17 protein-coding genes are annotated in these 14,670 nt (G+C 46.6%); 11 read left to right on the top strand and 6 right to left on the bottom strand.

From position 1 onward, the window contains the following. Positions 1–200, bottom strand: a 200-nt coding sequence (locus L4C42_RS21330; RefSeq protein WP_429761714.1) for a transposase domain-containing protein, incomplete at its 3' end; no start/stop codon positions are given. A gap of 50 nt (positions 201–250) precedes the next feature. Here L4C42_RS21330 and eat point away from each other — a divergent pair. Beyond that, positions 251–1,633, top strand: coding sequence for an ethanolamine permease (gene eat / locus L4C42_RS21335; protein WP_429761729.1), 1,383 nt, complete (start codon positions 251–253; stop codon positions 1,631–1,633). Between the two features lie 63 nt (positions 1,634–1,696). Here the strand turns inward: eat and L4C42_RS21340 are convergent, their stop codons facing one another. Next, positions 1,697–2,341 (bottom strand): DsbA family oxidoreductase, encoded by a 645-nt coding sequence (locus tag L4C42_RS21340; RefSeq protein WP_429761715.1) that lies wholly within the window; start codon positions 2,339–2,341, stop codon positions 1,697–1,699. A gap of 116 nt (positions 2,342–2,457) precedes the next feature. Between L4C42_RS21340 and L4C42_RS21345 the strand changes: the two genes are divergently transcribed. From L4C42_RS21345 to L4C42_RS21355, 3 genes are all read left to right on the top strand, one after another. Then, entirely contained in the window at positions 2,458–2,826 is a 369-nt protein-coding gene (locus L4C42_RS21345) for a winged helix-turn-helix transcriptional regulator (RefSeq protein WP_429761716.1), read from the top strand. Positions 2,827–3,091: 265 nt separating this feature from the next. After that, positions 3,092–4,273: an MFS transporter gene (locus L4C42_RS21350; protein ID WP_429761717.1), complete on the top strand. Its 1,182-nt coding sequence runs from the start codon at positions 3,092–3,094 to the stop codon at positions 4,271–4,273. Between the two features lie 246 nt (positions 4,274–4,519). After that, complete coding sequence (locus L4C42_RS21355; RefSeq protein ID WP_429761718.1) at positions 4,520–5,293, top strand: DeoR/GlpR family DNA-binding transcription regulator; 774 nt, start codon at positions 4,520–4,522, stop codon at positions 5,291–5,293. A gap of 83 nt (positions 5,294–5,376) precedes the next feature. On the opposite strand, the gene L4C42_RS21360 is transcribed toward L4C42_RS21355, so the two are convergent. Next, positions 5,377–6,165: a DeoR/GlpR family DNA-binding transcription regulator gene (locus tag L4C42_RS21360; RefSeq protein WP_429761719.1), complete on the bottom strand. Its 789-nt coding sequence runs from the start codon at positions 6,163–6,165 to the stop codon at positions 5,377–5,379. A gap of 64 nt (positions 6,166–6,229) precedes the next feature. Beyond that, a complete protein-coding gene (gene gatZ / locus L4C42_RS21365; protein WP_353500093.1) occupies positions 6,230–7,489 on the bottom strand; it encodes a tagatose-bisphosphate aldolase subunit GatZ in 1,260 nt (419 codons plus the stop codon). Positions 7,490–7,696: 207 nt separating this feature from the next. Here gatZ and gatA point away from each other — a divergent pair, with 207 nt between their 5' ends. The 5 genes from gatA to gatY all read left to right on the top strand — a co-directional run bounded on the left by gatA (position 7,697) and on the right by gatY (position 11,904). Further along, complete coding sequence (gene gatA, locus L4C42_RS21370; protein WP_353500092.1) at positions 7,697–8,167, top strand: PTS galactitol transporter subunit IIA; 471 nt, start codon at positions 7,697–7,699, stop codon at positions 8,165–8,167. Beyond that, a complete protein-coding gene (gatB, locus tag L4C42_RS21375; protein ID WP_042499917.1) occupies positions 8,164–8,445 on the top strand; it encodes a PTS galactitol transporter subunit IIB in 282 nt (93 codons plus the stop codon). The genes gatA and gatB overlap by 4 nt, the downstream gene beginning before the upstream one ends. A 66-nt stretch (positions 8,446–8,511) precedes the next feature. Further along, a complete protein-coding gene (locus L4C42_RS21380; protein ID WP_429761720.1) occupies positions 8,512–9,885 on the top strand; it encodes a PTS galactitol transporter subunit IIC in 1,374 nt (457 codons plus the stop codon). A gap of 107 nt (positions 9,886–9,992) precedes the next feature. After that, positions 9,993–11,054, top strand: a complete 1,062-nt coding sequence (locus L4C42_RS21385; RefSeq protein ID WP_353500090.1) for an alcohol dehydrogenase catalytic domain-containing protein — start codon at positions 9,993–9,995, stop codon at positions 11,052–11,054. Beyond that, complete coding sequence (gene gatY / locus L4C42_RS21390; RefSeq protein ID WP_353500089.1) at positions 11,047–11,904, top strand: tagatose-bisphosphate aldolase subunit GatY; 858 nt, start codon at positions 11,047–11,049, stop codon at positions 11,902–11,904. Before L4C42_RS21385 ends, gatY begins: the two co-directional genes overlap by 8 nt. Positions 11,905–11,961: 57 nt before the next feature. Here gatY and L4C42_RS21395 read toward each other — a convergent pair whose 3' ends face one another. After that, a complete protein-coding gene (locus L4C42_RS21395) occupies positions 11,962–13,134 on the bottom strand; it encodes a benzoate/H(+) symporter BenE family transporter (protein ID WP_429761721.1) in 1,173 nt (390 codons plus the stop codon). A gap of 96 nt (positions 13,135–13,230) precedes the next feature. On the opposite strand from L4C42_RS21395, the gene L4C42_RS21400 reads away from it, so the two are divergent. Continuing rightward, positions 13,231–13,770, top strand: coding sequence for a helix-turn-helix domain-containing protein (locus L4C42_RS21400; protein WP_353500088.1), 540 nt, complete (start codon positions 13,231–13,233; stop codon positions 13,768–13,770). Positions 13,771–13,791: 21 nt separating this feature from the next. Here L4C42_RS21400 and L4C42_RS21405 read toward each other — a convergent pair whose 3' ends face one another. After that, the gene (locus L4C42_RS21405) at positions 13,792–14,028 is read right to left on the bottom strand and encodes a hypothetical protein (protein ID WP_353500087.1); all 237 of its coding nucleotides are present in this window, start codon (positions 14,026–14,028) and stop codon (positions 13,792–13,794) included. 261 nt (positions 14,029–14,289) lie between these two features. On the opposite strand from L4C42_RS21405, the gene L4C42_RS21410 reads away from it, so the two are divergent. Further along, positions 14,290–14,499: a hypothetical protein gene (locus L4C42_RS21410; protein ID WP_353500086.1), complete on the top strand. Its 210-nt coding sequence runs from the start codon at positions 14,290–14,292 to the stop codon at positions 14,497–14,499. The last annotated feature ends 171 nt before the right edge of the window (positions 14,500–14,670 follow it).

Consider the following 14,670-nt stretch of genomic DNA (forward strand, 5'->3'; position numbering starts at 1 on the left):
CGATTACGCTGAAGCCCTATACCTAATACTAACCACGAGGCTTGTTCCGCTGGTAAGCGGCGCTTTCTGAGCGATACTCGTCCAGTTTGTTGAACTGCTTCTTCAACCCACTCTAAAGGAATATGTTTGTTAAAGACATCGATTGGACGTTCGTGGCAAAACTCTGCGATAACTTGTAACTCTTTTGAAAACTCAGACATAAAAAATCGGCCGTAACTTGCGTTACGACCGATTATGTAGCTTCTATAGGATCGTTCAAGTAGCTAAACGATCGGCATTAACCGCAGGGTGGATTTTACTTGCCGGCCTTGGGGTCTCTTACGTTATTTCTGGCGACTTCGCTGGCTGGAACTTTGGCATCGCGCAAGCCGGCTGGGCTGGATTTCTTATTGCCGCCATTGCCATGGCCGTCATGTACATTACTCTGGTGCTATCACTCGCCGAGATGTCCGCAGCCATTCCTGCCGCTGGCGGGGGATACAGTTTCGCAAGACAAGCCATGGGGCCAACCGGAGGATTTGTCACTGGGCTGGCGGTTTTGATCGAGTATGCACTAGCGCCAGCAGCCATCGTCATCTTCATTGGCTCGGCGGTGAATGAACTGATTGGTATTGATGGTCCTGTCGTTTATGCCCTGTTTTATGCGGCGTTTATTGGCATTCATCTGTTTGGTGTCGGCGAGGCGTTAAAAGTTATGATGGTGATCAGCGGTCTGGCGGTTTTGGCTATCATCCTAACCGCGGTTGCGCTCATAGGTCACTTTGATGCCAGTAACCTATTTGACATCGCACCAACAACCGCAGAAGCGACTGAAATCCTACCTTTTGGTTGGTATGGTGTTTGGGCTGCATTGCCCTTTGCGATGTGGCTGTTCTTAGCCGTTGAAGGGGTACCCCTCGCCGCAGAAGAAGCCAAAAACCCAGCGAAAGATGTACCTAAAGGTATTATTGGCGCGATGGTATTCCTACTCGTCACTGCAGCACTCGTTGTCTTTTTACTTGCGGGCGCTGCTGGCTCAGAGCTGATTGGCGCAAGTGCAGTACCGCTGGTCGATGCACTAAAAGTAACAAACAACCCAACGATTGCAACTTTAGTCAACATGCTCGGACTTGCTGGCCTTATCGCTTCGTTCTTCTCGATTGTTTACGGCTACAGCCGCTTGGTTTTTGCACTCTCGAGAGCCGGGTACCTGCCGAAAAGCTTATCTTTAACCAGTAAAAACAAAGTGCCATCTCGCGCTTTAATTGTCCCGGGCATTTTTGGATTTGCTGTGTCGCTTACTGGCGAGGGAGACTTGATTTTGGCCATGGCCGTTGTCGGCGCCACAGTGTCCTATGCCTTAATGTCTCTTAGCCACATCTTACTGAGAGTGAAACAGCCTGAACTTGCGCGTCCGTATCGCACTCCAGGCGGGATTGTCACCTCTGCGATTTCACTCATTTTATCGCTAGTCGCACTTACAGGTGTGTATGCGTTTGACCCATCGGCGTTCTATATGACATTTGGACTGTTTGTCATTGGTGGGGTTTACTATGGGCTATATAGCCGCAACAACCTGGTGGCCTCTAGCGCTGAAGAAGAATTTGCGATGCTGTCAGTCGCAGAGCAGGAACTCAATACTGATGTAGGTTAATGTAACAAGGGTCAGACATCGCATCCGCAATGCCTGACCCTTTCAGTTCATTTAGCCCGCTACTTATTGAGCAAGCAACTCTTGCAATACCTGCTTATACACCTCTACCGGCTGCGCCCCTGTCAATGCACTTTGACGATTAAACACCACCGTTGGCACCGAACTGATTCCCAAATTCTTCCAAGTATCTTCCGCTTGCTGGACTTCAAGGCGTGCACTTGGCTCATCAAGACGTCTAATTGCACTTCCACTGTCTAGCCCCACCGCAGCAAGTTCATTCGCCAGCACGTCACGATTGCTGATATTTTTCCCCTCTCCGAAGAACGCACTGAACAGGCGGAGTTTCAAGTCTGTTTGTTTACCTTGCTCTTTCGCATACTCAAGCAAAATATGCGCCTCAAAGGTGTTGAGCATTCTCATCTCATCGCTGTAGTCAAAGGTGAACCCAACCTCTTGACCTAACTGGGTCAGTTGCTCGCGAGCGCGAATGCTGTCTTCTTTCGTTGTTCCATATTTTTCTGCTAAGTGCTCTCGCAGGTTTTGACCTTCCAATGGCATATGGGGATTGAGTTCAAACGGCTGCCATTCAAGGTCGATACGATCCTCAACACCCAGCTCTCGAATCGCTTGTTCCAAGCGCTTGTAGCCGATAATGCACCATGGGCACACCACGTCCGATACTACATCCAATTTGATTGTTTGGCTCATAATGACTTTCTCTTTGTTGATGCTTTCTTTTATTGAAATTTTAGTGACTAGGTATATTATGGTGACCTAAATATCTGTTTCAACCAGTTACCATTTGGTGACCTAGGAGCTCTATCATGGAAAGCCAGATCAAAGTTGATAATCGTGGCCGAAAGTCTGTTGAAAATGCCTGTTCAGAGCCCTGTGCAATAGAGAAAGGCATGCGCCTGATTGGTGGGAAGTGGAAAGGCTCGATTATTTATCATCTCAAAGATGGTCCGGTGCGCTTTAATGACCTAACGCGCCTTTTAGGTGGTGCCAGTAAGAAAATGGTCGACCAGAGACTGAAGGAGCTTGAACTCGAAGGCATGGTAGACCGTAAGGTCATCAGTGACAGGCCCATTGCCGTAAGCTACGAGCTGACTGATTTTGGCCGCACTGCGCTGAAAATACTTGATGATCTACGCGTATGGTCTGAGACCTACGACATTCAAATCCGCTCGTAATACAAACACCTGAACCACAAAGGGGAGCATGATGCTCCCCTTTGTTTCATCTCTCGTACAGGGAAATTAGTAGTCTAGCGTTCCACGAATTGGATAGTGGTTATTCGGGTCACGGCTCCATACTCGAACCACCTTTGCAAAAATGGCAAAAATCATTTGCAACAACTGCTGTTTTTTACAATTCAACTTTCTTCAATAATGCGCTTAACAAAACGAAAGCAGTTCTGTTCTTTAATCAGCAACTGCAAATTATTGGAGAAATACAATGCCTATTGCACTTTTTGCATTAACTCTCAGTGCCTTTGCCATCGGCACAACAGAGTTCGTTATTGTTGGGTTAATCCCAACTATGGCCGCTGATCTGGGTGTATCACTGCCTTCAGCAGGTTTATTAGTCAGCTTATACGCGCTTGGTGTTGCTGTTGGTGCACCCGTGCTCACTGCTTTAACCGGTAACTGGAAGCGTAAATATGTTTTGCTTGCTGTGATGAGTTTGTTTGTTGCGGGTAATCTCTTAGCTTGGCAAGCGCCTGGCTACAATACACTTGTTCTCGCGCGCATACTGACAGGTCTTGCTCACGGCGTATTCTTCTCGATTGGGTCGACCATTGCAACCGGACTAGTTTCGAAACAGAAAGCAGCCAGTGCGATTGCGATCATGTTTACCGGTCTCACCGTGGCACTTGTCACTGGCGTGCCTCTTGGTACCTGCATTGGACAAACTTTTGGCTGGCAAACTACTTTCTTGGTGGTGGCTGTATTGGGTCTCATCGCGCTGATTGGCAGTGCATTCCTAGTACCAAATAATCTTAAGCAACCACCGGCAGCAAAACTCTCTGCTCAGCTCAAGGTATTGGCGCAACCACGCTTGTTGCTTGTCTATGCGATCACCGCCCTCGGCTATGGCGGCACCTTCACCGCTTTCACTTATCTAGCCCCTATCTTGGAGCAGGTGTCAGGTTTTGAATCGAGTGCAGTGAGCCTAATCATGTTGGTGTACGGCGTATCCGTTGCTGTGGGCAACATCTGGGGTGGCAAGATGGCGGACTCTATGGGGCCAATCAAGGCGCTGACCATTATCTTTGCCGGCTTGGCGGGCATTCTATTGGTATTTAACTTTACCGCAGTAAACCCGATTGCCGCTGTTATCACTATTCTAGTTTGGGGTGCCTTTGCCTTCGGTAATGTCCCAGGCTTACAAGTTTACGTGGTAAAACTTGCCGAGAAATATGCACCTGATGGTATCGACGTCGCTTCAGGCCTAAATATCGCAGCCTTCAACGTTGGCATTGCCCTTGGCTCTTGGGGTGGTGGTCACATCGTCGCAAAAGCAGGACTCATGCATACCCCTTGGGTTGGCGCAGCGATTGTGATCCTAGCTTTGTTACTCACTCGATTAAGTGGCGCACTGGACAACAAGTCTATCGCGCACCTCAAAACAGCATAACGTTCAATCTAAATATACAGTTAGAAATCTCGAAAGCAGTCGCAAATCGACCATACGACTTTTCTAACTGAACTTTCGAATGGAGTTCGGTAAAAAAGTAGGAAAACACCGAGAATACGATCTAAGCTTCGACTTTTTATTTACTTTTTAATCAATACGCTGTTAGTACATAAGTGGTATACAAAAATAATAACAAGGTTATACTATCGAAATTGAAAGAATACGAAAGAATATAAAGGAGTTGTGATGAATCAGCTAGAACGTAGAGAGACTATCCTTCAGTCATTGAACGAGCATGGTCAGGTGCTTGTCAAAGACATGGCCGTCACACTTAATACGTCTGAGGTTACCTTACGTGCTGATTTGAAAGCTCTAGAGCAAGAAGGCAAGCTTAAGCGCTTCTTTGGCGGAGCACAATCCATCAAACATCTGCCGTTATCGCAAATCGATAACGAAGTACAAATTGACCGTCGTTATGAAATCAATGGCGCGTCAAAACACAAAATCGCCGAAGCCGCAGCGGCAATGATTGCCCCATCAGACACCGTCATTCTCGATAGCGGCAGCACCACACACCTTGTGGCCGAGCAACTTGCCGTTCGCGGTGGCAACACCATCATTACCAATAACCTGGCGGCTTGCGTATCTCTTATGGATGCAGAAAATACCACTCTGGTTGTCATCGGCGGTACGTACCGCAACAAAACCAAATCTTTGCACGGCTTTCGTGCTGAACAATGCTTAGATGGTGTTCAGGCCGACATATTAGTCGTAGGGGCTGATGGTCTTGATCCTGAAAAAGGGATTACAACATTCAACGAGGGCTACGCAATTACTGATGTCATGGCAAAGTGCGTCAAGAAAGTAATTGCGGTTGTCGACTCAACAAAACTCGGTCGAATCGGGTTCAATCAGGTACTGGGTATCGCACGTATTGATGTGCTTGTGATTGATGAAGGTATTAGCTCAGAAGATAAAACTCGATTTGAGCAGTGTGGTGTCCAAGTCGTTGTAGTATAAAGCTTACTATTGTTTTATTTAGGCAATGGCCCTATAGATTTGCTCCATAGGGCTTGCTATCTCATCGTCTAAAATAGCATGCACTAAACGGCAACAACGTGGATGCCTTGAGAACGGAATCGCGCCATATCCTCACTCGAAATGCCGCTATCGGTAATCAGCATGTCTATCTGCTCAGGCAACAGCACTTGATTAAAACCAGAGCGCGATAGTTTAGAAGAGTCCGCTAAAATCACCACCGTTTTAGCACACTTCGCCATCGTTTGTATGACGTTATAGCCTTCATTGAACGTCGTCACTCCTTTCTTTGGGTCTAGGCCATCCGCGCCAATAAACGCGATATCCGCGTACACACCGTCAAAAAACTCTTCCGCTTTGTGTCCATGGATCGACTGAGAGACATTACGATATACACCGCCACTAATCGCGAGCGTAATAGAGCCAATCCCGGCCAATGTGGAAGCAGCGGCTAGATTGTTGGTGATCACCGTGACATTGCCAGTATCTGCCAGTGCCTGAGCAAGCAGGTGGGTAGTACTGCCACTATCGATAATGATGGTCGAGTTGGACACGACTAACTCAGCCGCTTTTGCAGCAATTTTTCGCTTGGCTTCATCATTAATCTGGTAACGCTGATTAACGGCAAGCTCGCGGTCTAAACCATTTTGAGAGGCGACAGGCATTCTCATCAAGGCCGGCAAAGCCGCTCCACCAAAAAAACGCTCGAGTTTTCCTTCTTTTTCGAGACTAGTGAGGTCATTTCTGACCGTGACATGAGACGTATTCAACTCTTCTGCGAGGGCTTTCACCTCAACCGTCCCTTGTGCACAGAGTAAATCCAGTATCTTCTTTCTTCTTAAAGTGACATTCATAGGACCCATCCTTAACACTCAACAACAAACGAAGCGCCTAAGCGCTTCGTCCCTCGATATCAGATTATTGACAGGCCGATGAATACTGGCCGATGACCTCTTGGATCTTGTCGATTATCAGCGCAGGAGCCTTTGCTTCAATCTCTCCGGAGCTTACTTTAATATATTGATTTGGCATGTATTGGCTGAGCATAGTCAGAGGAATCTCAACCTTATTCAGGTTCTCTATCAAACGGCTCTGAGCCGCTTGAATACGTTCATCCGTCCAGTAATAGCGAATGCGATCTGAAAAGCTAAAATGCAGATTATTGATGATATCGGAATGCTTCTCGCCGTAGTAAGACTTCCAGTACTTTGGTGTATCTAGTAGTACATCATCGACCACTTTCTTAAACTGACTGTTGTGCTCAGATTTCACCAAACAGGTTTCAATTTCAGCAAGAGCAAACAAAGCTTCACGCAGGGCAAACGTCAGAGCAGGTCCTACTTTCAAAATCGAAAAGTGAGTCTGAACGAGATCTTTTAGATGCTTGGCTGTTTGGTAATCCGTAGAGTGCGCTTCGTAAATCCAAGGCGTGTCTTCGATATAGTGTGAAATCTCTGCTGCGGCCGATTTTTGATAGCGAATGACTTTACTATGGTCAAACTCTACGCCCGGTTGAACCACAACACCGACAACCTTATCGATCACATGGCCAATACCTAGCGCTTCAAAGGCCGTTACATGGGTATCTATGGTATGGCGTACATCGGCAAGTTCAGTGACATGAACCGTATCAATCTCGGAAGCTTCACCGCCAGGCACTGGTACTTCCGTGCCAATAATATAAGTGATCTTATCTCTGGTCTCTGCTGGTACAAATTCTTCTGCCACAGCACAAAGCTCAGCCGCTCGCTTCGCAACGACCGAAGGCTCTAAAGGTACGCTGTCATCGGAGCATGACATTGAGGCATCGAGGTGAATCTTAGTAAAGCCCGCCTCAACATACTGCTTGATTAATTCGCGTGATTTTTCCATCGCTTGAACAGAGGTTTCGTTTTGCCAGCAATTAGGGCCTAAATGATCACCGCCAAGGATGATTCTCTCTATCGGAAAGCCGACTTCATTTGCGATCTCGTAAACGTAACTTACGAAATCCTTTGGCTTCATCCCTGTGTAACCGCCAAATTGGTTCACTTGATTCGATGTTGCCTCAATTACTACGGGCAACGAATTATCAAGTTCGTAACGAAATGTCGCCTCAATCACCAAAGGGTGAGCGGAACATACTGAATATACGCCTATATTATTGTTTGTTTTATGTAAACCAACGATCTGTTTCATAACTTACCTCATCGAAAACGAAAGCCATTCACACTTTCGAGTTTGCAACTTAATTAAACGAATACCCCGAAACATACCAACAAAACTTACGAATGTCTTCGTTAATTTCTGTTTATTTTCGTAAGTTAACGAAACGTGCGGCAGATCGCTTTTTTATTCGAAGGTTTTGTTTATGATCACTCCGAAGCAAAACGAAAGGTTAAGAAAATGATAGAAACTCAACTTTTGGTAAACACCGATGTTGACCTAAAGACAAACAAAGAAGTACTCGACCACCTAAGTGACTTCTTAACAGGCGAAGGATTTGTAAAGGAGAGCTATCACGCTGCGATTCACGAGCGTGAATCGATTTTCCCAACAGGCATTGATCTAGGTTTTGGTGCAGTGGCAATTCCCCACTGCGACGCATCACATGCGAACAAACCTTGCGTCTATTTAATTAAACCATCTCAGGGGATCCCTTTCGAAAGAGCCGATGATGATGGTGAGCTGATCGCAGAGCTAATTATCGCCCTTGTGGTTACAGACCCTGCGGAACAAATGCAGCTATTACGTGCCTTGTTCACATCATTGCAGGACGAAGCATTTTTTAACGAACTCAAAAACGCGCCATCGATTGAAGCAATGACGGCCACATTCAGTTCGAAAATATTAAACAAAGATAAGGAAGTAGCATGAAAAAAGTGATTGTAGCGTGTGGCGGTGCAGTAGCAACCTCAACCATGGCAGCAGAAGAAATCAAAGATCTGTGTGAAGAACACAACGTGGATATCGAAATTGTTCAATGCCGCGTTAACGAGATCGATACCTACATCTGCGATGAGGTCTCCTTTATCTGTACCACTGCAAAAGTGGATCGCACGTTTGGCGACATTCCTCTGTTCCACGGCATGCCATTTATCTCAGGTGTGGGCGCAGACGAACTAAAAGAAAAAATGCTGGCTGTTGTTCTTTAATTATCCCTGTTCAATGGCACCGTTCTCAAACAGCGTGCCATCGAGAGACTAAAGGAATACCCTACTATGTTAAACGAAATTATCAGATATGTGCTCGATCTCGGGCCAACAGTAATGCTGCCGATTGTGATTATGATTTTCTCAATGGCATTCGGAATGAAGCTCGGCGATGCGTTTAAGTCAGGCCTTCATATTGGTATTGGTTTTGTCGGTATTGGTCTCGTCATCGGCTTGATGTTGGAGTCAATTGGTCCTGCAGCACAAGAGATGACAGCTAACTTCGGTATTGAACTAAGCGTTGTCGACCTTGGCTGGCCAGGCACCGCTCCGATTACCTGGGCAAGTGAGATGGCGCTAATTGCCATTCCAATTGCTATCGCAGTCAACATTCTCATGCTGGTATCTAAGATGACTCGCGTAGTAAACGTGGATATCTGGAACATCTGGCACATGACTTTTACTGGTGCGATGGTTCACATGGCAACCGACAGCTACATGCTAGGTATTGTTGGCGTTATCGTCCACGCTGCATTCGCTTACAAACTCGGTGATTGGTTCGCAAGAGATACTAAAAACTACTTTGGCCTAGACGGCATTGCGGTTCCACATGGCACATCAGCTTACTGTGGCCCTATTGCGGTAATGGTTGATGCTATCATTGAAAAGATTCCAGGCCTTCGTAATATTCACTTCTCTACCGACGGCATTCAGAAGAAATTCGGCGCATTCGGTGAGCCAGTAGTGGTTGGCTTCATCATGGGTCTAGCGATTGGTTTGCTTGCAGGTTATGACCTACAGAACGTACTGCAATTAGCAGTGAAAACCGCCGCGGTTATGCTACTGATGCCTCGTGTTATTAAACCAATCATGGATGGTCTGAATCCAATTGCTAAACAAGCTCGTGCTCGTCTACAAAGTAAGTTTGGTGGTGATGACTACTTGATCGGTCTAGACCCTGCACTATTACTTGGCCAAACCAACGTGGTATCTGCAAGTCTAATGTTTATACCACTGACGATTTTCATTGCTGTACTACTACCAGGCAATGCGATTCTGCCATTCGGCGACCTAGCAACAATCGGCTTCTTTGTAGCAATGGGTGTAGCGATTCACAGTGGTAACCTATTTAGAACCATCATTTCTGGCTCTATCATCATGGCAGGAACGCTATGGATTGCGACGCAAACCATCCCATTCCTAACCAAACTAGGTCAGACAACGGGTCACGTAACAGGCAGCAACCTAATCGGTTCTATGGATCAAGGCGGCGCACCAATCACATATATCCTGATTGAACTGTTCCGACTTGAAAACTTAGGTGGCCTCGTCATTATCGGTGGTGTCTACGCCGTCGCTGTTGCCATGACATGGTCTCGTGCTAAGCAATACGAAAAGCAAGTCCAACAAGAAAAAGAAGCGCTAACAGAAGCTAACGCTTAATCCAATTCGCTGGCAGGGCAACCTGCCAGCCCTTCACTCTTTCACATTTAAGACGTTAAGTAAGACCTACACACTTTTTGATGTGGGTGTCGTTGCGAGTAAAAACTATGAATATGAATCATCATGTCGAAGTCGTGGAGAACCAAGTACTCCAACTGACAGCCTACGACATGCCAGAAATAGGCGCAGACGAAGTGTTGGTCGAGGTGTACTACTCCGGCCTTTGTGGCTCAGATGTCCCTCGAGTGTTCGACAAAGGCGCACACTTCTACCCCATTACGCTCGGCCATGAGTTCTCAGGCAAAGTCGTTGCTGTTGGCCAAGATGTTGAAAAATACACAAAAGGGGACAGTGTTTGCTGTGCGCCACTTGTTCCTTGCCAAGAGTGTGATGTCTGTAAGAAAGGGTTGTACTCCCTTTGCAAACACTACTCTTTCGTGGGCTCTCGCCGTCAAGGCGGTAACGCACATTACGTTGCTATCCCACAAAAGTGCTGTTTCAAACTTCCAAACACAGTTTCCTTGGTTGAAGGCGCATTTTTTGAGCCCATCACCGTCGGCCTTCATCCCATCGTCATGGCAGGCGGCTGCAAAGATAAGCATGTTGTCATTGTTGGTGCGGGCACAATTGGTCTACTCACACTACAAGTCGCAAAAGCGTTAGGCGCAGCATCAGTGACCACCATTGATATTTGTGATGACAAGCTCGAAACAGCGCGTCGATTAGGGTCTGACCGTACCGTTAACTCTCTCAATAGCGAACAAATGGCTGAGTTTACTGAGCTCTCTTCATCAACTCAGAATCAGATGATCATTGAGCTCGCGGGTGTACCTGAAACCTTTATGCTCAGCCTAAATATCGCTGGTCCTCGAGCTTGCATCTATCTGGTTGGCACCATCCATAAAGATTTCAATATTGCTTACAAAGACTACGAAAAAGTGCTTCGCAAGGAGCTATCGATTGTCGGTAGCTGGATGAACTACTCCTACCCATACCCGGGAGAAGAGTGGGATATCGCTTGCCAACTGTTCTCTGAGGGCAAGGTTAACACCAACGTATTACTCGATGGTATCTACGAGCCAGATATGTACATCACTCGCGTTTCACAACTACCAACACAACCAATGTCAGGCAAAATTTTACTTAGCTGGGGTCAAGAAGATGAATAATATTATCAATAGCAATTACTGGTTACGACAAGCACGACGCGATGGCTATGCAATCCCAGCGTTCAACTTCCACAACCTAGAAACCGTGCAGGTTATTTTAGATACCGCGAAGTCGTTGGAATCTCCGGTCATTCTTGCGGGTACACCTGGCACCTACGGCTACGGCGGCTCTCGCGAACTTCTTCACATGGTGAATGCCGCAGCAAAAGAGCGTAACATGCAAGTCGTGGTGCACCTTGACCACCACCATGATCTTAACGACATTCGTGAAAAGGTAAGACTCGGTATTCGCTCTGCCATGATTGATGGAAGTGCACTGCCACTGCAAGAAAACATCGCACTAACCCGTGAAGCGGTGCAAATTTGTCACGCTTATGGCTGTTCTGTTGAGGCGGAAATTGGTCAGCTTGTTGGTCAAGAAGACGATCTTATCGTTGAGTCGGTCAATGACCCATATACACACCCTGAAGATGCCAAACTGCTTGTAGAGCAAACCGATGTCGACTCGCTTGCCATTGCCATCGGTACCGCCCACGGTATGTACAAAGAAGAGCCAAAACTCGATTTTGAGCGCCTAGAAAAGATTGCTTCTCTGATTGATATCCCGCTCGTCCTTCATGGAGCGTCAGGTGTTGCTAGCCGTGATGTACAACGCTGCATCGACCTGGGCATCGCTAAAGTGAACGTGGCGACAGAGCTTAAAATTGCTTATTCAGATGCACTAAAAGTGGTGCTTAAAGAACAACCAGGCGTTAACGACCCTCGTGTTTATAACGAGCTACCAAAAGCTGCTATGGCGAAAGTGGTAGAAGACAAAATCATTATGTGCCGCAGCCAGGGTAGACTCTAGCTCGTACATTTTGAGTACAGCAATCCCCCACTGCTACTCCTGATAATCAGAGGCCACTTAGTGGCCTTTTTTATCAGAGCTACAAAGAAGCACTGAATACAACCAACCTGCAATAAGCCCCCACAAGGTCGCATTAATACCCAAAATCGTCACGCCCGATAACGTGACCACCAGCACTAACAAAGCGGGCTCACGGTAGTCTGGCGAATCAAACGCACTTTGCAAACACATCATCAGGGTTCCGAGCAATGCAAAGCCGGCTAGCATATGAGTTATTTCCTTCGGGAACGCCAAAAATATCGACACAACACTCGATGCTAGTAGCCCAGCAACGAGATAAAACACACCCGCCCAAATCACTGCCCGGTATCGTTTGTTCTTATCACTATCGACATCGTCATTCATACAAATCACTGCGGAAATGGCAGCGAGATTGACGCTAAACCCACCGAAAGGAGCGGATAGCACGTTGGCAATACCCGTCCCTATCAGTACCGATTTTACTGGCGTCTCATATTGGTAGCTCTTCATCATCGCCACGCCAGGCAGGTTTTGAGACAGCATGGTCACGATATAAAGCGGAATAGAAATATTTAGGATCGCTGACCTATCAAACGTAGGCGTAACCCAACTCGCTTGGGCAATGGCTAGCTCTGGGTTTGACATCGATCCACCATCAGCAGAAAAAGCCAGAGCGCAACCGACGACAAGCAAAAGCAGCATAGTGTACTTGGGCACAAAGCGCTTACTCACGATAAAAGTGAGAAACATCCATACAAAAACATAGGGTGTCGTCATTGCTGGCTCAAATGCGCGAACGCAGAATGGTAACAAAATTGCACCGAGCATAGCGGTAGCGAGAGGAGTTGGAATACGTTGCAGCGCTCGAGACAGGGGAGGTACGAGGCCAGTAATAACAATCATTAGACCAGAAACTACAAAGGCGCCTATCAAAGCAGGCATGTCATATTGCGTGGCTGAGCTTACCAATATCGCAGCACCCGGCGTCGACCACGCAGTTAAAATCGGTATTTTGTAAAACCATGAGAAACCTATCGACGTTATTCCCATCGTTACACCAAGAGCGAGCAACCAACTCTCTATTTGCTCGGGCGAAGCGCCTGCTGATGTTGCAGCTTGCAATATGATCACCACCGAACTGGTATAACCGACGAGCACCGCCGTAAAGCCCGCTGTTATGTGGTGCAACGTAGAAATATTTTGGCTCATTGTCATCCCTTTCTGTATAGTAACTCCATCTGTGCGTAATAACGCACAAAATAAAGATAGCACCGTGCGCTATAACGCACAACAGGACAAAGCCAAATGCAAGACTCCAAATTTAAGTCTGAGATCGCCCAGCATCTAAAATCAGAGCGAAAGAAGAAGAAATTGAGCCTAGATGCAACGTCCAAGCTCACAGGCGTATCCAAAGCCATGCTTGGACAAATAGAGCGAGAAGAATCGAGCCCGACGATCGCGACGCTATGGAAGATCGCCAGCGGCCTTGATACCTCTTTTTCGGCTTTTTTTGCCAATGAACCGAGCTTGCAGACTCCCGAACGGCTTTTTCCTGACGATCCCAGAATGAAGGTAAAGCCCCTGTTTCCTTTTCAGGAAGACACTGGCATTGAGGTCTTTGAGATCACTTTGTCCGGGCATCATCAACAAGTGTCTAGCCCACACAGTGTGGGCGTTATTGAGCATGTGCATGTGATAAGTGGCCAAGTGCAGATATTCTTTGACCAAGAGTGGCACTTACTAAATGCCGGTGAAAGTTTGCGTTTTTACAGTGACCAACCGCATGGCTATGAAGCGGTATCAGAAGAGGCAATATTCCACAATATCGTGAGTTACCCTAGATAATAAAGGCAGTCATAGTACTGCCTACTCGTACTGAGCAATACTGTCATCAATGCTGCCTATAGAGTACAGCACCAGCTCCTCTGGATTTTCCCCTTCGCCTAACGCCTGTACATCCTCACCGTCGGCAATGAGCTGTTTGATAATGGCTAGTCCTCTCTCCTGCGGCACTTGAATAATGATGGGCATCTCAGATGCTGATACGCCATACTTGGTTGCTATAAGCAAATCTTTGACCTTTTGAACATCATCGCTGTCCATATATTTCTCCTTCAAGCCAATGCTTTGAAAGTATAGGCGGACAACAGAAACCCTTTGGGAATTATTGCGGTTAAATCTCGTACATCCAAATGTCGAAAAGGCAATAATAGGACGCAGAGACGATCATTCAATAACAACGATTCAATACATAGATAAAAATCAAATTTGAGATGAGAAACATGAGATTTAGCAGAAACTTGGTGGAGTTGCATAAAATGATAATGCTATAGTCATCGAAAATTATAAATTGAGAGAACTATCATGCATTCAACCGACGCTATTGAACTCGTAAAACTTGGGGTAAATATCGAGATTTCAAAAGATTCATCACTACACCCTAATGACGCACTTGAAATCATCAAGATTGCGAGTGAAATCGGCACTCGAGTAACGGTGAAGAAAAAGTACCACACTGACGTTCTGATGGAGATGGCAAAAGTAGGTCGAGACCACATTACCATCGCAATCTAGCATCTAGTCCTTGCTGGTAGCGCAATGAATCTTTTCTTTTAGGTTAGGTTTCATTCCCGCGATACATGCAACTCATCTGGGGGGCTCAGAAGGTTGCCGATTAGGTGTCAAAACTGGAGCATCTTAGTTCTGACACCAACCGTTGTAATGGCTAAGCCCGAGTGACCTGAC

The sequence above is a fragment of the Vibrio wakamikoensis genome (genome assembly GCF_050337275.1).
GTDB lineage: Bacteria > Pseudomonadota > Gammaproteobacteria > Enterobacterales > Vibrionaceae > Vibrio > Vibrio chaetopteri.

What these genes read in the sequence shown, in the direction of transcription:
- gatA (WP_353500092.1), top strand. Translation starts at nt 7,697, where the DNA reads ATGATAGAAACTCAACTTTTGGTAAACACCGATGTTGACCTAAAGACA.
- L4C42_RS21355 (WP_429761718.1), top strand. Translation starts at nt 4,520, where the DNA reads ATGAATCAGCTAGAACGTAGAGAGACTATCCTTCAGTCATTGAACGAG.
- L4C42_RS21345 (WP_429761716.1), top strand. Translation starts at nt 2,458, where the DNA reads ATGGAAAGCCAGATCAAAGTTGATAATCGTGGCCGAAAGTCTGTTGAA.
- L4C42_RS21380 (WP_429761720.1), top strand. Translation starts at nt 8,512, where the DNA reads ATGTTAAACGAAATTATCAGATATGTGCTCGATCTCGGGCCAACAGTA.
- L4C42_RS21410 (WP_353500086.1), top strand. Translation starts at nt 14,290, where the DNA reads ATGCATTCAACCGACGCTATTGAACTCGTAAAACTTGGGGTAAATATC.
- gatZ (WP_353500093.1), bottom strand. Translation starts at nt 7,489, where the DNA reads ATGAAACAGATCGTTGGTTTACATAAAACAAACAATAATATAGGCGTA.
- gatY (WP_353500089.1), top strand. Translation starts at nt 11,047, where the DNA reads ATGAATAATATTATCAATAGCAATTACTGGTTACGACAAGCACGACGC.
- L4C42_RS21340 (WP_429761715.1), bottom strand. Translation starts at nt 2,341, where the DNA reads ATGAGCCAAACAATCAAATTGGATGTAGTATCGGACGTGGTGTGCCCA.
- L4C42_RS21385 (WP_353500090.1), top strand. Translation starts at nt 9,993, where the DNA reads ATGAATATGAATCATCATGTCGAAGTCGTGGAGAACCAAGTACTCCAA.
- L4C42_RS21395 (WP_429761721.1), bottom strand. Translation starts at nt 13,134, where the DNA reads ATGAGCCAAAATATTTCTACGTTGCACCACATAACAGCGGGCTTTACG.
- L4C42_RS21360 (WP_429761719.1), bottom strand. Translation starts at nt 6,165, where the DNA reads ATGAATGTCACTTTAAGAAGAAAGAAGATACTGGATTTACTCTGTGCA.
- L4C42_RS21400 (WP_353500088.1), top strand. Translation starts at nt 13,231, where the DNA reads ATGCAAGACTCCAAATTTAAGTCTGAGATCGCCCAGCATCTAAAATCA.
- L4C42_RS21405 (WP_353500087.1), bottom strand. Translation starts at nt 14,028, where the DNA reads ATGGACAGCGATGATGTTCAAAAGGTCAAAGATTTGCTTATAGCAACC.
- L4C42_RS21350 (WP_429761717.1), top strand. Translation starts at nt 3,092, where the DNA reads ATGCCTATTGCACTTTTTGCATTAACTCTCAGTGCCTTTGCCATCGGC.
- gatB (WP_042499917.1), top strand. Translation starts at nt 8,164, where the DNA reads ATGAAAAAAGTGATTGTAGCGTGTGGCGGTGCAGTAGCAACCTCAACC.